Source organism: Elioraea sp., from assembly GCF_022842375.1.
Lineage (GTDB): Bacteria > Pseudomonadota > Alphaproteobacteria > Acetobacterales > Acetobacteraceae > Elioraea_A.
On the sequence record NZ_JALHPR010000004.1, the window covers coordinates 139,297 to 157,743 of the forward strand.

Genomic DNA, 18,447 nt, shown 5'->3' on the forward strand with positions numbered 1-18,447 from the left:
GGCCTAGACTTGTCCGATGGATGCCATGACACCGACCGCCACCACGATCCCCGCCACCACGGGTCCGCGCAGCGTCGACGAGACCGTCGCGCTGCTTGCCAGCGGCGACTATGTCGCCGACCGGGCGCTTGCCACCGCGGTGCACCTCGCACTCGCCATGCACCGGCCCCTGTTTCTCGAGGGTGAGGCAGGGGTCGGCAAGACCGAGATCGCCAAGGTACTGGCCAAGACGCTCGGCCGACGCCTCGTTCGCCTCCAGTGCTACGATGGGCTGGACCTCGCCTCTGCGCTGTATGACTGGAACTACACGCGGCAGCTGCTCGAGATCCGCCTGGCCGAGGCAGCGGGGCAGCATGACAAGGAAGCGCTGGCGAAGGGCATCTTCGACCGTCGCTTCCTGATCGAACGGCCGCTGCTCCAGGCGATCACGCCGGAGGGCGGGCCCGCCGTGCTGCTGATCGACGAGCTCGACCGGGCGGATGAGCCGTTCGAGGCCTTCCTGCTCGAGCTGCTGGCCGATTTCCAGGTGACGATCCCCGAACTCGGCACCATCAAGGCGGAGACGCCGCCGGTGGTGATCCTCACCTCCAACCGCACGCGCGAGATCCATGACGCGCTGCGCCGTCGGTGCCTGTACCACTGGGTCGACTTCCCCGATGCGGAGCGTGAGCGCGCCATCCTCCGCCTGAAGGCGCCAGGCGCGCCCGAGAAGCTCTCGCACCAGGTCGTCGCCTTCGTGCAGAAGCTCCGGCAGATGGACCTCTTCAAGATGCCGGGCGTTGCCGAGACGATCGACTGGTGCGGTGCGCTGTCGCATCTCGATGCGGTCGAGCTCGACCCCGCCCGCGTGGACGAGACGCTCGGCGTGCTGCTCAAGTACCAGGACGACATCGCGCGCATCCGCGGCGCCGAGGCCGCGGCGCTCGTGTCGGAGGCGAAGGCGGCACCCTGATGGTGCCAACGGCGGAACCGCCTCTGCCAGTGGCCCGATCGGAGGGGGCCGGGTATCTCGCCGCCAACCTGATGCATTTCGGGCGGATGCTGCGCCGCGCCGGCATCCCCGTTGGCCCGGGCCAGATCATCGATGCGCAATCGGCCCTGCTGCATATCGACCTCACCGCCAAGGCCGATGTGCGTGCGGCGCTGCGCGCGGTCATGGCAACGCGGCGCGAGCAGCACGAGGTGTTCGACGCTGCCTTCGCCATGTTCTGGCGCAACCCTGACCGCCAGGTCGCCGAGGCCGCGATGGCTGCGATCGACGGCATGCGCAAGCCGGCGGAACCGCAGAAGCCCAAGGCAGGCTCGCGCCGCGCGGCCGAGGCGATGGCCCCGCGCGAGCGGAAGGAGCCCCAGCCCCCGCCGCCGGAGAAGCCCGAGAAGTTCGACGCCGCGATGATCGTCTCGGCCGAGGAACGGCTGCGCAAGATGGATTTCGAGGCGATGAGCGAGGAGGAATCGCGCGCCGCGCGAAACGCCATCGCCCGTCTTCGCCTGCCGTTCGACGAGGTGCCGACGCGCCGCTTCCGTCCCGACCCGATGGGCCCGCGCGCCGACCTGCGCGCGACGCTGCGCCAATCCCTCCGCGAGGGCGGGAACCTGGTCGAGATCGCTCGCCGCCGCCGGCGCACGCGCACCCCGCCGCTCGTCGCACTGGCCGACATCTCGGGCTCGATGGCGCGCTATGCCTCGGTGCTTCTCGCCTTCCTGCATGCGGTCGCGAACGACCGCTCCCGCGTTCACGTGTTCCTGTTCGGCACGCGGTTGACGAACGTGACGCGCGCGCTGAAGCATCGCGATGCCGAGGTGGCGTTCCAGATGGTGTCGAACCTGGTGCCCGACTGGTCTGGCGGCACGCGCATCGGCGAGACGCTGCACCGCTTCAACCGTGACTGGTCACGCCGCGTCCTTGGCCAGGGGGCTACCGTGCTGCTGATCACCGATGGCCTCGACCGCGATGGCGGCGCCGGCCTCGCCGAGGAGGCGGAGCGGTTGCGCAAATCCTGCCGCCGCCTCGTCTGGCTGAACCCGCTGCTGCGCTGGGACGGGTTCGAGCCGAAGGCGGCAGGCATCCGCGCGATCCTGCCGCACGTGGACGATTTCCGCCCCGTGCACAATATCGACAGCCTGAAGGCGCTGGTGCACGCCCTGTCGGGCCCCGCGCCGCAGCGAAGCGTGAGGAAGGCAGCATGAGCGACATGATGACGGGTGCCGAGGACATCCTCGGCCTTGCCACCAGCTGGGCCACTGGCGGCGAGCGTGTGGCGATCGCCACCGTGGTCGAGACCTGGGGCAGTTCCCCCCGCCCTGCCGGCAGCCAGATGGCGGTGAGCGAGGCAGGGCGCATGGCAGGGTCCGTCTCCGGCGGCTGCATCGAGGGCGCGGTGGCCGATGCCGCGAAGGCCGTGATGGAGAGCGGCGCGCCGCAGCTCCTCTCCTTCGGCGTCACGAATGAGCGCGCCTGGGAAGTCGGGCTCGCCTGCGGCGGCAAGGTCAGCGTGTTCGTCGAGAGGCTCGGATGACGCCGACGCTGCTCGCCGCACTCACGGCAGCGCGCGCGGCGAAGAAGCCCGTCGTGCTCGCGACCAGGCTCGACGACGGCACCCAGGCGCTGTTGGCGGAGGACGGCACCCACGGTGCCTCGCTGCCCGAGGCGCTGGTGCATCAGGCGCTCGCGGCACTTGCCGATGACGAGAGCCGCACGGTCGAGCATGAGGGCGTGCGCTGGTTCCTGCACGCGCACAACCCCCCGCAGCGGCTCGTCATCGTCGGTGCGGTGCACGTCGCCCAGGCGCTGGTGCCGATGGCGCTGCCGCTCGGCTTCGGCATCACGGTGATCGACCCGCGACGTGCCTTTGCGACGGCGGATCGTTTTCCGGGCGTCACGGTCTCCAGCGACTGGCCGGACGAGGCGATGGACGCGCTTGGCCCCGACCGCCGCACAGCCATCGTCACCCTCACCCACGACCCGAAGCTCGACGACCCCGCTCTCGACCGCGCGCTGAAATCCGACGCGTACTACATCGGCGCCCTCGGCAGCAGGAAGACGCACGCCGCGCGGCTGGCCCGCCTCACCGCCCTCGGGCATGGGCCAGCATCTCTGGCGCGCATCCGCGGCCCTGTCGGGCTTGCCATCGAGGCAACGACGGCACCCGAGATCGCGCTCTCCATCCTCGCCGAGATCGTCGCGGTCCGCCGCGGCGCCGCACTCGTCGCCCAGGTGGCGGGAGCGGCTGCGTGATCTTCGGGCGCATGCGGGTGGCCGACGCCGCGGGCGCCATCCTCGCCCACACGCTGAAGGCCGGTCAGCGCACGCTGAAGAAAGGCCGCGCGCTTGCCGATGACGACATCGCGGAACTCACCGCGGCCGGGATCGAGATGATCGTCGCGGCGCGGCTCGAGCCCGGCGACCTCGGAGAGGACGAGGCCGCCGCGCGGATCGCCGAGGCCTGCCGCGGCGCTGCGATCCGCGCCACGCGGGCAGCAACGGGGCGCGTGAACCTGGTGGCGGAGGCAGCAGGCGTACTGGCCGTCGATGCCGTGCGGCTCGACAGGCTCAACCGCGTCGACGAGGCGCTGACGGTCGCCACCCTGCCGCCCTACGCCATGGTCGAGGCCGGCGACATGCTGGCCACGATCAAGATCATTCCCTTCGCCGCCCCCGAAGCGGCCGTGGCTGACGCCGCCGCGATCGCGGCCGAGGGTGGGGCGCTGCTCTCGCTCCACCCCTTCGCGGCACGGCCCGTCGGCCTCGTCATGACCAGGCTACCGGGCATGAAGGAAAGCATCCTCGACGGCACCGAGGCGGTGACACGCGCGCGCATCGAGGCGCTGGGCGCAACGCTGCTGCCCGCGCGCCGCGTCGGGCACACGGAGGAGGAGGTGGCAGCAGCCCTCGCGGCACTCGCGGCGGAAGGTGCCCGCGTGCTGCTCGTCTCCGGCGCCTCCGCCGTGGTCGACCGGCGCGACGTGTGCCCCGCCGGCATCGTCGCGGCGGGCGGGTCGCTCGATCATTTCGGCATGCCGGTCGACCCCGGCAACCTCCTCTGCTTCGGAACGCTCGGCGACATCCCTGCCGTGGTGCTGCCCGGCTGTGCGCGGAGCCCGAAGCTGAACGGGTTCGATTGGGTGCTGCAACGGCTGATGGCAGACCTGCCGATCGGACGGCCTGAGATCATGGCGATGGGTGCGGGCGGCCTGCTCAAGGAGATCGAGACGCGGCCCCTGCCGCGCGCCCGCGCACCTGACCAGGGGCGCGAGAGACCCCACTTTCGCGAGAAGCCGGGTCGGCGGATCGGCGCCCTCGTTCTCGCCGCGGGGCGATCAAGCCGCATGGCGCCGAACAACAAGCTGCTGATCACGGATGCAGAAGGCGTGCCGATGGTCGCGCGCGTGGTCGAAGCCGTTCTCGCCTCCCCCGCGCGGCCCGTCATGGTCGTCACCGGCCATGCGGAGCAGGCGGTGCAGGGCGCTCTCGCGGGGCGGAACGTTCGCTTCGTGCACAACCCCGCCTTCGCGCAGGGGCTCTCCTCGTCATTGCGCGCGGGGATCGATGCGCTCGGCGACGAGGTGGATGCCGTGCTGGTGTGCCTTGGCGACATGCCGCTCGTCTCCGCTGCCCTGCTCGGGCGCCTGATCGCTGCCTACGATCCGGAAGAAGGGCGCGCCATCGTTGTGCCGACGGTAGCTGGACGCCAGGGCAACCCGGTGCTGTGGGACCGCCGCTTCTTCGCCGCGATGCGGGCCGTCACCGGTGATGTCGGGGCGCGGCATCTGGTCGGCGAGAACACCGAGGCGGTGCACGAGGTGGCGATGGAGGATGACGCCGCGCTGACGGACTTCGATACACCCGAATCGCTCGCCGCCGCACCTGACCTGTTCGGCACCCGATGAGCGAGACCGAGATCGAGGCGCTCGCCGCACCCAACGAGGCAACCATCGCCGCCATCGCCGATGGGCTCATCGCCTACAACCTCGCGGCAAGCGGCATTCCCTTCGCGCCGGAACCACTCTGGCTCGTTGCGCGCAACCACGACGACGCCGTCATCGGCGGCATCAAGGCACGCGTCGCCTGGGGCTGGATCAGCGTCGAGTGGCTCTGGGTTCACGAGGCGTGGCGCGGCAGGCGCATTGGCGCCGGCCTGCTCCAGCGCGCGGAGGCCGAGGGACGCACACGGGGGTGCGCCGGCGTGGTCCTCGACACCTTCAGCTTCCAGGCGCCTGGCTTCTACGAGAAGCAGGGTTACGTCGCTTTCGGCAGGCTCGAGGGGCTTCCCGCCGGCCATGCGCGGATCCACTACGCAAAGCGCTTGTAGGCCTTAGCGCAGCCCGCGACAGAACACATCGTAAAGGGTGCGCAGCACAGGCCGGGCGGGCCCATCCGCGAGGGCGTAGAACACCGTCGTCCCCTGCCGGCGATTGGTCACGAGCCCCTCGGCGCGAAGCCGCATCAGATGCTGGCTGATCACCGTTTCCCGGACGCCGACCTGGCCCGCGATCGTACCGACCGAAAGCTCGCCGTCGACCAGCGCGCATAGCATCTTGAGCCGCACCGGGTTGGCGAGCGACTTCAGCAGCGTCGCGGCAGCCTCCGCCCGCTCATCGAGCGCGGCTGCATCCATGGTCATCTCGGCGTGCGTCATGCGCGAGCCCTTGCAGCCTCCGAAAGATCAAGTCCAGCATATTCATTTTCTCGAAGGCTACAAGCGCCGCATCCGTCAGTCAGCCTTGATGCCAGCCTCGCGGATCACCGCGCCCCAGCGGGCCCTGTCGGTCCGCACGGTGTCGAGGAACTCGGCCTGCGAGCCGATGATGATCTCCATGCCGTTCTCGGTCATGCGCTTCTGGAATTCCGGATTCGCCGCGACCTGGCGCAGTGCCGCGTTCCAGCGCCCGACGATCTCGGCGGAGAGATTGCCGGGGCCGGCAAGGCCGAACCAGTTACGCACGGTGAAATCGGGCAGCGTGGCGCTGATCAGCGGCAGGTCGGGGAACAGCGGGCTCTGCTTCGGCGCGCCGAACGCGATCGCACGCAATCCCCCGCCCCTGATCTGGCCAAGGAACTCGGGCATGTTGCCGAACATCATGTCGGTTCGGCCGGCGGTGATGTCGATGATGGCCGGCGCGCCGCCGCGATAGGGCACGTGCAGCATGTCGATGCCGGCGAGCTTCTTGAACAACTCGCCCGAGAGATGCTGGCTCGTGCCGTTGCCGGCCGAGGCGTAGGTGAGCTTGCCCGGGTTCGCCTTGCCGTAGGCGATCAGTTCCGGGATCGTCTTGAAGTTCGCCGCCGAGGCGGGGCTCGCCACCAGGATGTTGTAGATGTTGGCGACGTTGGTGATCGACGTCAGGTCACGGTCGATGTCGAAGGGCATGCGCACGCCTGGCATCACCGGCAGGATGCTGTGCATCGCCATGGTGGCCAGGCTGACCGCATGGCCATCGGGCGGGGCCTTGGCCACCGTGTCGGCCGCGATCATGCCGGACGCGCCGGTGCGGGTTTCGACCACGACGTTCTGGCGGAGAACCGGGCCGACGAACTCGCCGATCAGCCGGCTCAGCAGGTCCGCCGTGCCGCCGGCGGCGAAGCCACAGAGGATGCGGATGTCACGCTCGGGGAATGCCGCGAGGGCGGGCCCGGCAGCGACAGCAAGCGCGGCAGCGGATGCGCCACGCAGGACGGTACGACGATGCATCGTTCTTCCTCCCTTATGAATTCGTTGGGTCGCGTCTACACGTATCCAGGCCCCTCGATCGCCGGATGGGCCCTGATGAACCCCTCGTCAACCTCCACGCCGAGGCCAGGTTCCTCGCGCGGCAGCACGCACCCGTCCTTGCCGATCGCCCAGGGGGTCGGCACCAGCGTGTCGCGGAACAGGTTGTTGCGCGAGAGATCGGCCTCGAAGTAGCCGCCGTTGTCGATGGCGCAGAGGAGGTGGATCGAGGCTGCCTGGTTCAGCCCGGTCATCGAGCTGTGCGGGTGGACGGGCAGCTTCCAGGCACTCGCCATCGCCGCGATCCTGAGCACCTCGGTGATGCCGCCGGCCTTGGAGAGATCGGGCTGAAGGATGGTGAGCACCCTGTCTTCGATCACGCGGTGGAACTCAAAGCGGGTGTAGTGGTTCTCGCCCGCCGCGAGCGGGGTGAGGCTGAACGCCTTCGCCTCGGCATAGGTGCGGTGGTCATGCGCGGGGAACGGCTCCTCGAGCCAGCCGACGCCAAGCCGCTCCATCGCCGGCATCGCGGCACGCGCATCGGCAATCGTGTAGCCGGTATTGGCATCGGTCAGGATCGCGATGTCGTCGCCGAACGCCTGGCGCACGGCCTCGATCCGCGCAATGTCGCGCGCGGGCGTGTCGCCGACGCGAAGCTTCAGCGCGCGATACCCCGCCTCGATCATGGGGCGCGCCTCGTCGACCAGCCTGGCGGGCTCCTGGTAGCCGAGCGCGATGCCGCCCGCATAGGCCGGAATCGGCTTCGACCGGCCGCCGAGCAGGCGGTAGAGCGGCCAGCCACACGCCTTGCCGCGGATGTCCCACAGCGCCATGTCGATGCCGCTCATCGCCATCGCCGTGCCCGCCCCCATGCCGTGGGAGCCGAGCTGGAACTTGTAGATTTTCGCCCAGACGCCAATGACATCGAGCGCATCCTGGCCCGTGATCAGCGTGCGCAGCGAGGTGTTGATGAGGTGCGCGATCGCGCCGTGCGCGCGGCCATGGTGGCTCTCGCCCCAGCCGACCAGGCCCTCGTCCGTCGTCACCTTCACGATCACCGCATCGCGCTTGATCGCGGTGCCGATGCCAAGCGAGACACGCTCCCCCTCGGGCACGGGGAAGGAAACGGGAAAGGCCTCGACCGAGCGGATCTTCATCGTGAGCGTCCGTACTGCTTGAGGAACGATTCGCGCACGGTGATGCCGAGGCCAGGCCGGTCCGGCACCGCGACATGACCGTCCACGACCGGGAAGCTCTCCTCGACCAGCTCATGCAGCATCGGGTTGTGCCCGAGGCTGTATTCGAGGATGAAGCCGGCACTCGATGACGCAGCGACATGCAGCCCCGCGGCGAAGGCGGGCGCGCCCGACCAGAGATGCGGCGCGAGGCGAAGGTTATAGGCCGAGGCAAGCGCACCGATCCTCACCGCCTCGCTGATGCCGCCGGCGATCGCGAGGTCAGGCTGCAGCACATCGGCGGCGCGCAGCTCGCAGATCTCGCGGAAATCATGCCGGGTGAACTCGCTCTCGCCCGCGCTGATCGGCACGGCGGAGGATCGCCGCACCTCGGCCATGCCGGCCTTGTCGTCGGCGCTGACGGGCTCCTCGAACCACATCAGGTCGCAATCCTCGACCATGCGCGCGAAGGCCTTCGCCTCGGCGACCGTCCAGGTGCCATGCGCATCCGCCGCCAGTCCGATATCGGGCCCGAGGCCTGCGCGTGCCGCCTTCACGCGCGCGGCCGAGGCGGCGACGGTGCCGTCCATCACGCCGACGCGCATCTTCACCGCGCGGAAGCCTGCCTTCTCGACATAGCCCTTCAGCTGTGCACCGATCGCGGACGCATCCGCCCACCCACCCGAGGCATAGGCCGGCATACGCTCCGCCCGCCTGCCGCCGAGCAGGCGCCAGACCGGCACGCCGAGCGACTTGCCGAGGATGTCCCACAGCGCGACATCGACGCCAGCGATCGCGCTGATCGAGAGCCCCCGCCGGCCGAGTTGCGGCAACGCATGGCCCCGCGCGACGGCGTAGCCCTCGCGCGGGGTGTTGTACATCACGTCCCACAGCCGCGAGATGTCGCGCGGGTCCTGGCCCAGCAGCAGCGGTGCATAATCGTCATTGATGATGGCGGCGAGCCCGGCGCAGGCAGCGGCACTGCCGACGCCGGCCTTGGCCTCGCCCCAACCGGTGTGGCCGGAATCCGTGTCGATGCGCACGATCACGCTGTCGAACGAGGTGACGCGCCCGAAATCCGAGACGTGCTGCCGCTCATACGGGATCGGTACGTGGCACCAGGTTGCCGAGACAGCCGTGATCTTCATGCGATGGCTCCAAGCCCAAGTGCTGAGCGCCGTTCGTTGTGCTTCGGCAACGCTTCCGCGTTGACGAGGGCTGCCGGCCGCTCGCCCCGCAGCACGCGCACCACCTCCTCGGCCGAGCGTACGGCAAGGGCAACGCCGCTCTCGCGCGAGATGCCGGCACCATGCGGCGTCAGCACCACGTTCGGCAGCGACAGCAGCGGATGGTCGGGCGCGAGCGGCTGCGTCGCGTACACGTCAAGCGCCGCACCACCGATGCGACGGTCACGCAGCGCGGCGACCAGCGCAGCCTCGTCGATGATCGGCCCGCGCGCGACGTTGACCAGCCAGGCATTCGGCTTCATGCGCGCGATCAATGGCGCGCCAACGAGGCCGCGCGTCTCGTCCGTCAACGGGCAGGCGATGACGATGTAGTCAGACACGGCAAACAGCTCCGGCAGGGCCGCGAAGCCGACATGGGCCGGCAGCTTCGCCGCATCGCGCCGGAAGCCGAGAACGTTCATGCCGAAGCCGTGATGGGCGATGCGCGCGAGATGCATCCCGATATCGCCGACGCCGACGAGGCCGAGCGTGCGGCCGCCAAGCTCCGTCGCCGCACCGGTGCGCGCACGGGCCTTGTCCCACCCCTCGGAGCGCAGCGCATGGTCAAGCACATGCAGGCTGCGCGCCGCGCACAGCATCTGGCCGATCGCGAATTCGGCAACGGCCTGGGCATTGGCGCCTGGCACCCGGCTTGCCAGCACACCGTGCCGCGTTGCCGGCGGCAGCGGGATCATGTCGACCCCCGCGCCATGGCGAACGGCGACGAGAAGCCGCGCGGCATCATCGAAAGCATCCTCGGGCAGCCAGCTGCGCACGATCACGCCGTCCGCCCCCGCGCAGGCAGCGCGAAGGCCCGCCGGCGATCGATCAGCGGCGAGGGTCACTGCACACCCGGCCGCCTCGAGGACCGCGATGCCCTCGCGGGCGATCGGGTCGGTCAGCACGACGACGGGGGCTGCCATCAGGCCACCTTGAACTTCGCGAGCACGTCGCGATCGACCTCGATGCCGATGCCCGGCGCGTCCGGAACCGAGACGATGCCGTTCTGCTGCACGATCGGTTCGCGAGCGAGATGATCGCGGAGCGGGTTCGGCGTCTGCTCGAACTCCAGCATCGGCGGCATCGACCGCCAGGCGGGCGGCTGGTCAGGCAACGCGGCGATGAACTGCACGGTCGCTGCAAGCCCGATCGCGCTGCCCCAGGCATGCGGCACGCATTCGACACCATGCGCCGAGGCCAAGGTCGCGATCTTCAGGCACTCGCTGAATCCGCCGGCCGCGCACAGGTCGGGCTGGACGATGTCCATCGCCTTGCGTGCGATGATGTCGCGGAAGCCCCAGCGGGTGAAATCGTTCTCCCCGCCCGCCACGGCCATGTCGAGCGCGCGCGTGACCTCGACGTACCCGTCATGGTCCTCGGGGCTGATCGGCTCCTCGAACCACAGGATGTCGGAGGCCTCCATCATCCGCCCGAGGCGGATGGCGTTCGGCACGGAGAAGCAATGGTTCGCGTCGACCGCGAGCGCGATATCGGGCCCGATCGCCTGGCGCACGGCAGCGACGCGGCGCGCATCGAGCTTCAGGTCGCCGAGGCCGATCTTCATCTTGATGGCGCGGAAGCCTTGCGACGCGTATTTCTCCGCCTCCTCCACCGCTTCCTCGACCAGGCGGTTGGTGTCGATGAAGTAGAGGCCGGTGGCGTAGGCCGTCACCGCCGTTCGGTGCGCGCCGCCGATGAGCTTGTGGATGGGCTTGCCGAGCGCGCGTCCGACAATGTCCCACAGCGCGATGTCGATGCCGCTGATGCCGGCGATCGAGAGGCCGGTAAGCCCATAGTCCTTCACGCGGTTGTAGAGATCCTCCCACACCACCGACGTGTCGAACGGATCACGCCCGATGACGCGGGGGCTGAGCATCGTGTCGACCACCGCCTTGCAGGCAGCGGCGGGGCCGTAGCACTCGCCCCATCCGGTGACGCCCTCGTCCGTCTCGATCTCGACGAGGCAGGAGGCGCGCGTGGTGTAGAGCCAGCCGCGCGCGGAGGTGAAGGGCCGCTCGACGGGGCAGGACACGATATGCGTCCTGACGGCAGTGACCTTCATCGCCACAGCGGCGCGAGCGCGCGTCCCAGCATGATCATTCCCTTCCCGAACCCGCTCCATGTCGCTGCCGGAGCGTTGAGGGATCGATGCTGGCACGCGATTCCTCGCCGCTCAACCCTGCCGATGCATCAATGCCGTGACGCTGTCATGCGCCGTGAAGCGGGCTGCCTGGAGGAGGGAAGCGTCGGTCAGAGGATCTCGCACACCTCGTCGAACGGAAAGCGCGGCAGGCGGCCGAGCACCTTCGCTGGATCGCCATGGCCGAGATTGCAGAGGAAGTTCGTCTTCACCGCCGTGCCGGCCCAGAACGCGGCGTCGACGCCGTCGGCATCGAAGCCCGACATCGGCCCGCAATCGAGGCCGAGCGAGCGCGCGGCGAGGATGAAGTAGCCGCCCTGCAACGATCCGTTGCGCATCGCCGCCGCCGCGATGGCTTCGGGCTTGCCCTCGAACCATGTCCGCGCGGTCTGGTTGTGCGGGAACATGCGCGGCAGGTGTTCGTAGAACGCCATGTCGTTGCCGAGGATGGCGACGACTGGGGCTGCCATCGTCTTCTCGAGGTTGCCGGCGGACAGATGCGGCCGGAGCCGTTCCTTCGCCGCCGGCGTGGTGAGGAACTTCAGCCGCATCGGCTGGATGTTGGCCGAGGTCGGGCCCCATTTCACCAGGTCATAGAGGGCGACGAGCGTTTCGCGCGGCACGGGCTCGTCGCGCCATCCGTTCTGCGTGCGGGCATCGCGGAACAGGGTATCGAGCGCGGCGGCTGGAATGGCGGAATCCATCGGGCATCTCCATGGCGAGGGTCAGGTGACGGCGCGCGGCAACGTGGTCACCGCGCGGGTTCCGTCACCCGCGAAACGATCCGTCGAACAAACGGTGCGACGACAAGCACGCTGGCGAAGGCGACGGGCCAGGCGAAGCCCCAGGCCGAGAGCCATGCCGCCATGAAATCAGGGGCGACGCCGAGAGCCTTGAACGTCGAGATGCCGGAGACGAGGAAGCTCATCATGCCCGAGAGAAGGAAGCCGAACAGGATCGGCGCATAGCGGCCTGGCAGGCGCATCGGTCCGTCCCTGGATCTCGGACCTCAGACGTGGAAGCTCTCGCCGCAGCCGCAGCGGCCCTTCTCGTTCGGATTGGTGAAGGTGAAGCCCGAGGTCAGCGCATCCGAGGTGTAGTCCATCGTCGTGCCGATGAGGAACATGCTGGCCTTGCGGTCGACCAGCACGGTCAGCCCCTGGTCGGTGACCACCTCGTCGCCTGGGCCTGGCTCGTCGACATAGGCCATGTCGTAGGAGAGGCCGGAGCAGCCGCGGGTGCGAACGGAGATGCGGAGATAGGCCTTGGCCCCTGGCTGTGCGTAGAGCGCGCGCAACCGCTCCGCGGCGCGATCCGTCAACGCCATCAGCGGCGGCAGGGCGCGGGACTTCTTCGGTTCTGCAAGCGTGCTCATGGCCTCGTCATCCTGGCTGGTCAGAACATGTTCACGGCGAGGCGTGCGTCCTCGCTCATCCGCTCCGGCGTCCAGGGCGGGTCCCAGACGACGTCGACATCACACATGGTGACGCCGGGCACGGCAAGCACGGCACCCCTGATCTGCTCCGGCAGTTCCTGTGCCGAGGGGCAGCCGGGGGCTGTCAACGACATCTCGATATGCACGCGCCCGTCATCCTCGATCTCGATCGCATAGATCAGGCCGAGCTCGTAGATGTTCACGGGAATCTCGGGATCATACACGGAGGCGCAGGCGGCAATCACCGCATCCTCGCTCACCCGCGCGGGCGCCGGCGCAACCTCGCCATCCGGCGTCCAGGCCGTGTGGATGGCCCCACTCTCGTGTTCAACGGTCATTCGGTGCTCGCCCTCCCCTCTCCCGCCAGCCCGTCTTCTGTCAGGGCGGCATCGAGCGCATGCCACGCGAGCGTGGCACATTTCACCCGCGATGGATATTCCGACACGCCGCCGAGCGGGGCCAGACGCTCCATCGCAGCCCGGGTCTCACCCTCGCACACCGGACAGGACCCGGTGCGCGCGAGAATCCGCAACGCCGCCCCGATCGACGATGCCTCGGCCGGCGTGCGACCCGCGACCAGCTCGGTCATCAGGCTCGCCGAAGCCTGGCTGATCGCGCAGCCGCGGCCGTCGAAACTGGCCTCTGCGATCCGCCCGTCAGGCGCGAGCCGCAGGAACACCTCGACACGGTCGCCGCACATCGGGTTGTCACCCTTGGCGGAACGATCGGCATCATCGAGCCGGCGGTGGTTCCGCGGGTGGCGGCCGTGATCGAGGATGACCTCCTGGTAGAGGTCACGCAGCTCGTCGAAGGCCGCCTCGCTTGCCATCGTGCCTACCTGAAAAAGGCGCGGACGCGCGCGAGCTGTTCGGCCAGGTAGTCGATCTCCGACAATGTCGTGTAGGCGGCAAAGCTCGCCCGCGCGGTGCTGTCGAGCCCAAAGCGCCGCATCAGCGGCTCGGCGCAGTGCTGGCCGGCGCGCACCGCGATGCCCTGGCGATCCAGGATCGTCGCCACGTCGTGCGCGTGCACGCCATCGAGCGTGAAGCTCACTACCCCGCCGCGATCCTGCGCGCTGCCGATGATGCGCAAGCCCTCGATCGCCGAGAGGCGCGCGAGCGCATGGTCGGTCAACGCCTGCTCGTGCGCGGCCACCCGGTCCCAGCCGAGCGCGAGCGTCCAGTCGATCGCGGCCCTGAGGCCGATGCCCTCGATGATCGCCGGCGTGCCCGCCTCGAACTTGTGCGGCACGCGCGCCCACTCGCTCCGCTCGAACGAGACCGACGAGATCATGTCGCCGCCTCCAAGGAAGGGCGGCATCGCCTCGAGCAGTTCTGCCCGGCCCCAGAGGACGCCGATGCCGGTCGGGCCGTAGAGCTTGTGGCCTGTGAACACGTAGAAATCGCAGCCGAGCGCCTGGACGTCGACCCTGCGGTGAACCACCGCCTGGCTGCCGTCGAGCATCACCTTCGCCCCAGCGGCATGCGCGAGCGCGATGACACGTTCCACCGGCGTATAGGTGCCGAGCACGTTCGACATGTGCGTGATGGCAACCAGCTTCACGCGGCCATCGGCGAGCAGCGCCTCGAAGGCCGGCATGTCGAGCTCGCCCTGGTCGGTCACCGGGGCGACGCGAAGCTCGGTACCATGGCTGTCGCGCAGCATCTGCCAGGGTACGATGTTGCTGTGGTGCTCCATCGCGCTGATCAGCACCGCATCGCCCGGCTTCAGCATCGCACGGCCATAGCTGTGCGCGACGAGGTTGATGCCCTCGGTCGTGTTGCGCACGAAGACGATCTCGTCGCGCGAGGCCGCACCGAGCAGGCCCTGCGCGGCATCGCGCGCTGCCTCATAGGCTTCCGTCGCGCGCTCGCTCATCCAATGCAGGCCGCGATGGACGTTGGCGTACTGGTGCTCCATCGCGTGCACCATCGCCGCGATCACCGCGCGCGGCTTCTGCGCCGAGGCCGCACTGTCGAGGAACACGAGCGGCTTGCCGCGCACCTGTTCGGAGAGGATCGGGAACTCGCGGCGGATCGCGGTGACGTCGAGTACCGCTGCCCTGTCGAGTGTGGATGCGTCGCTCATGCGCCGGCCTCCGCATGCGCCCGCGCCCACCAGAGTGCCGTCGCATCGGCGAGCGCGGCGCGCAGCCTCTCGTCACGCACGGCCTCGAGCGCGTCGGCGAGGAAGGCCTCGATCAGCATCGCGCGTGCCTCCGGTGCCGGGATGCCGCGGCTGCGCAGATAGAAGAGCTGGTTGGCGTCAAGCTCGCCCACCGTCGCACCATGGCTGCACTTCACGTCATCGGCGTAGATCTCGAGCTGCGGCTTCGCGTCGATCTCTGACTCGGGACTCAGCAGCAGCGCCTGGTTCATCTGGTAGCCGTCGGTCTTCTGCGCGACCTGATGGACGTGGATCTTGCCCTGGAATACCGCACGCGACCGGCCGGAAAGAACCGACTTGAAGGTCTGCCGGCTGGCGCACGCAGGTGCTGCGTGGGTGATCACCGTGGTGGTATCGACGTGCCGCACGCCGTCGCCGAGCTGCGCGCCATTCAGGTGCACGATCGCCCCCGTGCCCTCGAGCCGGGCATGCACCTCGTTCCGCGCGAGCCTCGCACCGGCGGCGAGGACGAAGCTGTCGTACTCGGCGCCTGCAGCCAGGTGCGCGAACACGGTCGACACCTGGAACGCACCGAGCGCTTCTGCCTGGAGCCGGACATGCGTCATCCGTGCGCGCGCACCGAGCGTGATCTCAGCCACCGTGTTGTTGAAATAGGGTGTCGCGCCCGCGGCGTGGGCGCTCTCGAACAACGCAAGCGAAGCCCCCTCGGCGACGGACACAACGTGCCGCTGATGGAACGCCAGGGGGCGGTCACCCGATGCCGTTGCGATCGACACGAGATGCACACGCGCGCCTGCGTCGGGCGCCGCGGTGCATGTGATCACCACGCCATCCTCGGCCAGCATCGCGTTCAGCGCGACGAAGCTGGAACGATCCGCCAGCGACCCGAGCCGCAGGCTCAGCGCCTCGTCGCCCGCCTCGAGGAGTGCGGCGAGGCTCTCGACGCGAACGCCATCCGGCAGTGCGGCGAGCTCGGAGAGGTCGGGCCGGAAGCGGCCGTCGACGAACATGAGCTTCGGCGCACCCGCATCGGGCATGCCTCCCGGCAGCGTGACGGCGCCGTCGGCCGCGACGATCGGCTCGCCGAACCGCGTGTCGACAAGCGCGCGCGGGTCGGTGTAGTGCCACTCCTCGTTCCGGCGCGTCGGGAAACCCGCCCGCGCGAACGCCGCGGCAGCGTCCTCGCGCATCTCCCGGATCCAGCCATGGCGATGGCCGGGCAGCCTCTTTGCCAGCGCCTCGTGCCGCGCGAGAGCGGCAGCGACGGCGGGATGGACGAGCGCTGCCGGCTGCACGGCTGCGTCGATGACGGCGGTCGTCATCTCACGCCGCCTGCTGGAGCTCGCCATAGCCCTTCTCCTCGAGCTCGAGCGCAAGTTCCGGCCCGCCGGAGCGGACGATGCGACCACCGAGCAGCACATGCACACGGTCAGGAACGATGTAGGCGAGCAGCCGCTGGTAATGCGTGATCACCAGCATGCCGCGCTCGGGACCACGCAGCGCGTTCACGCCATCGGCGACGATCTTGAGCGCATCGATGTCAAGGCCGCTGTCGGTCTCGTCAAGCACGCAGAAGGCCGGCTCGAGCACGGCCATCTGCAGGATCTCGTTGCGCTTCTTCTCGCCACCGGAGAAGCCCACGTTCACGAAGCGCTTCAGCATCTCCTCGCTCATGCCGAGCACCTTCATCTTGGCGCGCACGAGCTTGAGGAACTGCATCGCGTCGAGCTCCGCCTCGCCGCGCTTGCGGCGGACGGCGTTCAGTGCCTGGCGCAGGAAGTTCGCATTGCCGACGCCGGGGAGTTCCACGGGATACTGGAAGGCGAGGAAGAGGCCAGCCGCGGCCCGATCCTCGGGCTCCATCGCCAGCAGATCCTGGCCGCGGAACGACACGCTGCCGCCCGTCACGTCATAGCCCTCGCGGCCCGAGAGCACATAGCCGAGCGTCGACTTGCCCGAGCCGTTCGGGCCCATGATCGCATGCACCTCGCCGGCCGGCACCGAAAGGTCGATCCCCTTCAGCACCGGCTTCTCGTCAACCGTCGCGGCCAGACCTTCGATTGCAAGCATTGCCTCGCTCGTCGCCATCGCATTCATTCCTTCACTCACCCAACGCTGCCTTCGAGGCTGATCGCGAGAAGCTTCTGCGCTTCCACCGCGAACTCCATCGGCAGCACCGCGAGCACCTCGCGGCAGAACCCGTTCACGATGAGGCCGACGGCCTCCTCCTCCGACAGCCCGCGCTGGCGGCAATAGAACAGCTGGTCCTCGGCGATGCGGCTCGTCGTCGCCTCATGCTCGATCTTGGCGGTCGGATTGCGGCTCTCGATGTAGGGAACCGTGTGCGCGCCGCACTTGTCGCCGATCAGCAGGCTGTCGCACTGCGTGAAGTTCCGCGCGTTGTGTGCCTTCGGCATGATGCGCACGAGGCCGCGATAGGTGTTCTGCCCGAAACCCGCGCTGATCCCCTTCGACACGATCGTCGATGACGTGTCCTTGCCGAGGTGGATCATCTTCGTTCCGGTATCGGCCTGCTGGCGGTTGTTGGTGATCGCCACCGAATAGAACTCGCCGACCGAGCCCTCGCCCTGCAGGATGCAGGACGGGTACTTCCAAGTGATGGCGCTGCCGGTCTCGACCTGCGTCCAGCTGATCTTGCTCTTCGCCCCGCGGCAGGCGCCGCGCTTGGTGACGAAATTGTAGATGCCGCCGCGGCCCTGGGCATCGCCGGGGTACCAGTTCTGCACCGTCGAGTACTTGATCGAGGCCTCGTCGAGCGCGACGAGCTCGACCACCGCGGCATGCAGCTGGTTCTCGTCGCGCATCGGCGCCGTGCAGCCCTCGAGATAGGAGACGGAGGAGCCTTCCTCGGCGACGATCAGCGTGCGCTCGAACTGCCCGGTGTTCCGCGCGTTGATGCGGAAATAGGTCGAGAGCTCCATCGGGCAGCGCACCCCTTTCGGGATGTACACGAAGGAGCCGTCGGAGAAGACCGCGCTGTTCAGCGCCGCATAGAAATTGTCGCCCGCCGGAACGACCGAGCCGAGATACTTCTTCACCAGCTCCGGGTGGTTGTGCACCGCCTCGGAAAACGCGCAGAAGATCACGCCCTTCTCGGCGAGCTTGTCCTTGAACGTCGTCGCGACGCTCACGCTGTCGAACACCGCATCGACCGCGACGCCCGCCAGACGCTCCTGCTCCTTCAGCGGAATGCCGAGCTTCTCGTAGGTGCGGAGCAGCTCGGGGTCGATCTCGTCGAGGGATTTCGGCGCCACGGTCTGCCGCGGGGCGGCATAGTACGATGCCTCCTGGAAGTCGATCGGCGGGTACGACACGGCCGCCCAGTGCGGGGCCTCCATCGCCTGCCAGGCGCGGAACGCCTTCAGACGCCACTCGAGCAGCCAGGCAGGCTCGGCCTTCTTGTCGCTGATCAGCCGGACAACATCCTCGTCGAGACCCTTTGGGATGATGTCCTGCTCGATGTCACTCTCGAAGCCCCACTTGTAGCCGGCTTCGGTGACATCGCGGACCGTATCGATCGTCTCGGCTACCGCTGGCATGGTGTTCCCTGTTGCCTCTGTCTCGTCTCGATCATCTCTGCTTCGGGCCCGATATGGTCCTTGGCATGTGGTCC

General features: G+C 68.7%; 21 protein-coding genes. 6 read left to right on the forward strand and 15 right to left on the reverse strand.

The window, feature by feature from the left end:
- The first annotated feature begins 25 nt into the window (after window positions 1-25).
- The 6 genes from Q0C38_RS05540 to Q0C38_RS05565 are packed head-to-tail and all read left to right on the forward strand — an operon-like array spanning window position 26 to window position 5,312.
- Entirely contained in the window at window positions 26-952 is a 927-nt protein-coding gene (locus Q0C38_RS05540) for an AAA family ATPase (RefSeq protein ID WP_408870010.1), read from the forward strand.
- Window positions 952-2,190 (forward strand): vWA domain-containing protein, encoded by a 1,239-nt coding sequence (locus tag Q0C38_RS05545; RefSeq protein ID WP_408870006.1) that lies wholly within the window; start codon window positions 952-954, stop codon window positions 2,188-2,190. The genes Q0C38_RS05540 and Q0C38_RS05545 overlap by 1 nt, the downstream gene beginning before the upstream one ends.
- Window positions 2,187-2,519, forward strand: a complete 333-nt coding sequence (locus tag Q0C38_RS05550) for an XdhC family protein (RefSeq protein ID WP_408870007.1) — start codon at window positions 2,187-2,189, stop codon at window positions 2,517-2,519. The genes Q0C38_RS05545 and Q0C38_RS05550 overlap by 4 nt, the downstream gene beginning before the upstream one ends.
- Window positions 2,516-3,238, forward strand: coding sequence for an XdhC family protein (locus Q0C38_RS05555; protein ID WP_291296069.1), 723 nt, complete (start codon window positions 2,516-2,518; stop codon window positions 3,236-3,238). The genes Q0C38_RS05550 and Q0C38_RS05555 overlap by 4 nt, the downstream gene beginning before the upstream one ends.
- Window positions 3,235-4,890 (forward strand): molybdopterin-binding/glycosyltransferase family 2 protein, encoded by a 1,656-nt coding sequence (locus tag Q0C38_RS05560; RefSeq protein ID WP_291296070.1) that lies wholly within the window; start codon window positions 3,235-3,237, stop codon window positions 4,888-4,890. The genes Q0C38_RS05555 and Q0C38_RS05560 overlap by 4 nt, the downstream gene beginning before the upstream one ends.
- Window positions 4,887-5,312 carry a GNAT family N-acetyltransferase gene (locus Q0C38_RS05565; protein WP_291296071.1) on the forward strand — a complete coding sequence of 142 codons (426 nt, stop codon included), beginning with the start codon at window positions 4,887-4,889 and terminating at the stop codon, window positions 5,310-5,312. Before Q0C38_RS05560 ends, Q0C38_RS05565 begins: the two co-directional genes overlap by 4 nt.
- A gap of 3 nt (window positions 5,313-5,315) precedes the next feature.
- Here Q0C38_RS05565 and Q0C38_RS05570 read toward each other — a convergent pair whose 3' ends face one another.
- The 15 genes from Q0C38_RS05570 to sufB form a co-directional block, all read right to left on the reverse strand.
- A complete protein-coding gene (locus Q0C38_RS05570; protein WP_291296072.1) occupies window positions 5,316-5,624 on the reverse strand; it encodes a helix-turn-helix transcriptional regulator in 309 nt (102 codons plus the stop codon).
- A 90-nt stretch (window positions 5,625-5,714) separates the two neighbouring features.
- Entirely contained in the window at window positions 5,715-6,692 is a 978-nt protein-coding gene (locus Q0C38_RS05575; RefSeq protein ID WP_291296073.1) for a tripartite tricarboxylate transporter substrate binding protein, read from the reverse strand.
- A gap of 35 nt (window positions 6,693-6,727) precedes the next feature.
- The gene (locus Q0C38_RS05580) at window positions 6,728-7,867 is read right to left on the reverse strand and encodes a mandelate racemase/muconate lactonizing enzyme family protein (protein WP_291296074.1); all 1,140 of its coding nucleotides are present in this window, start codon (window positions 7,865-7,867) and stop codon (window positions 6,728-6,730) included.
- On the reverse strand, window positions 7,864-9,033 hold the full coding sequence (locus tag Q0C38_RS05585) for a mandelate racemase/muconate lactonizing enzyme family protein (protein ID WP_291296075.1): 1,170 nt from the start codon (window positions 9,031-9,033) through the stop codon (window positions 7,864-7,866). The genes Q0C38_RS05580 and Q0C38_RS05585 overlap by 4 nt, the downstream gene beginning before the upstream one ends.
- A complete protein-coding gene (locus tag Q0C38_RS05590; protein ID WP_291296076.1) occupies window positions 9,030-10,034 on the reverse strand; it encodes a hydroxyacid dehydrogenase in 1,005 nt (334 codons plus the stop codon). Before Q0C38_RS05590 ends, Q0C38_RS05585 begins: the two co-directional genes overlap by 4 nt.
- Window positions 10,034-11,173, reverse strand: coding sequence for a mandelate racemase/muconate lactonizing enzyme family protein (locus Q0C38_RS05595; RefSeq protein ID WP_291296077.1), 1,140 nt, complete (start codon window positions 11,171-11,173; stop codon window positions 10,034-10,036). Before Q0C38_RS05595 ends, Q0C38_RS05590 begins: the two co-directional genes overlap by 1 nt.
- Window positions 11,174-11,361: 188 nt before the next feature.
- Entirely contained in the window at window positions 11,362-11,955 is a 594-nt protein-coding gene (locus Q0C38_RS05600) for a malonic semialdehyde reductase (RefSeq protein WP_291296078.1), read from the reverse strand.
- A gap of 47 nt (window positions 11,956-12,002) precedes the next feature.
- Complete coding sequence (locus tag Q0C38_RS05605; protein ID WP_291296079.1) at window positions 12,003-12,236, reverse strand: DUF2798 domain-containing protein; 234 nt, start codon at window positions 12,234-12,236, stop codon at window positions 12,003-12,005.
- 24 nt (window positions 12,237-12,260) lie between these two features.
- Complete coding sequence (locus Q0C38_RS05610) at window positions 12,261-12,626, reverse strand: iron-sulfur cluster assembly accessory protein (protein ID WP_291296080.1); 366 nt, start codon at window positions 12,624-12,626, stop codon at window positions 12,261-12,263.
- Window positions 12,627-12,646: 20 nt separating this feature from the next.
- On the reverse strand, window positions 12,647-13,024 hold the full coding sequence (locus tag Q0C38_RS05615) for an SUF system Fe-S cluster assembly protein (protein ID WP_291296081.1): 378 nt from the start codon (window positions 13,022-13,024) through the stop codon (window positions 12,647-12,649).
- Window positions 13,021-13,515, reverse strand: coding sequence for a Fe-S cluster assembly sulfur transfer protein SufU (gene sufU, locus Q0C38_RS05620; protein ID WP_291296082.1), 495 nt, complete (start codon window positions 13,513-13,515; stop codon window positions 13,021-13,023). Before sufU ends, Q0C38_RS05615 begins: the two co-directional genes overlap by 4 nt.
- 5 nt (window positions 13,516-13,520) lie before the next feature.
- Window positions 13,521-14,774, reverse strand: a complete 1,254-nt coding sequence (locus Q0C38_RS05625; protein ID WP_291296083.1) for an aminotransferase class V-fold PLP-dependent enzyme — start codon at window positions 14,772-14,774, stop codon at window positions 13,521-13,523.
- Window positions 14,771-16,135 carry a Fe-S cluster assembly protein SufD gene (sufD, locus tag Q0C38_RS05630; protein ID WP_291296084.1) on the reverse strand — a complete coding sequence of 455 codons (1,365 nt, stop codon included), beginning with the start codon at window positions 16,133-16,135 and terminating at the stop codon, window positions 14,771-14,773. The genes Q0C38_RS05625 and sufD overlap by 4 nt, the downstream gene beginning before the upstream one ends.
- Before the next feature lies 1 nt (window position 16,136).
- The gene (sufC, locus tag Q0C38_RS05635) at window positions 16,137-16,883 is read right to left on the reverse strand and encodes a Fe-S cluster assembly ATPase SufC (protein WP_291296179.1); all 747 of its coding nucleotides are present in this window, start codon (window positions 16,881-16,883) and stop codon (window positions 16,137-16,139) included.
- 35 nt (window positions 16,884-16,918) lie between these two features.
- Window positions 16,919-18,373 carry a Fe-S cluster assembly protein SufB gene (gene sufB, locus Q0C38_RS05640; RefSeq protein WP_291296085.1) on the reverse strand — a complete coding sequence of 485 codons (1,455 nt, stop codon included), beginning with the start codon at window positions 18,371-18,373 and terminating at the stop codon, window positions 16,919-16,921.
- Window positions 18,374-18,447 lie beyond the last annotated feature (74 nt).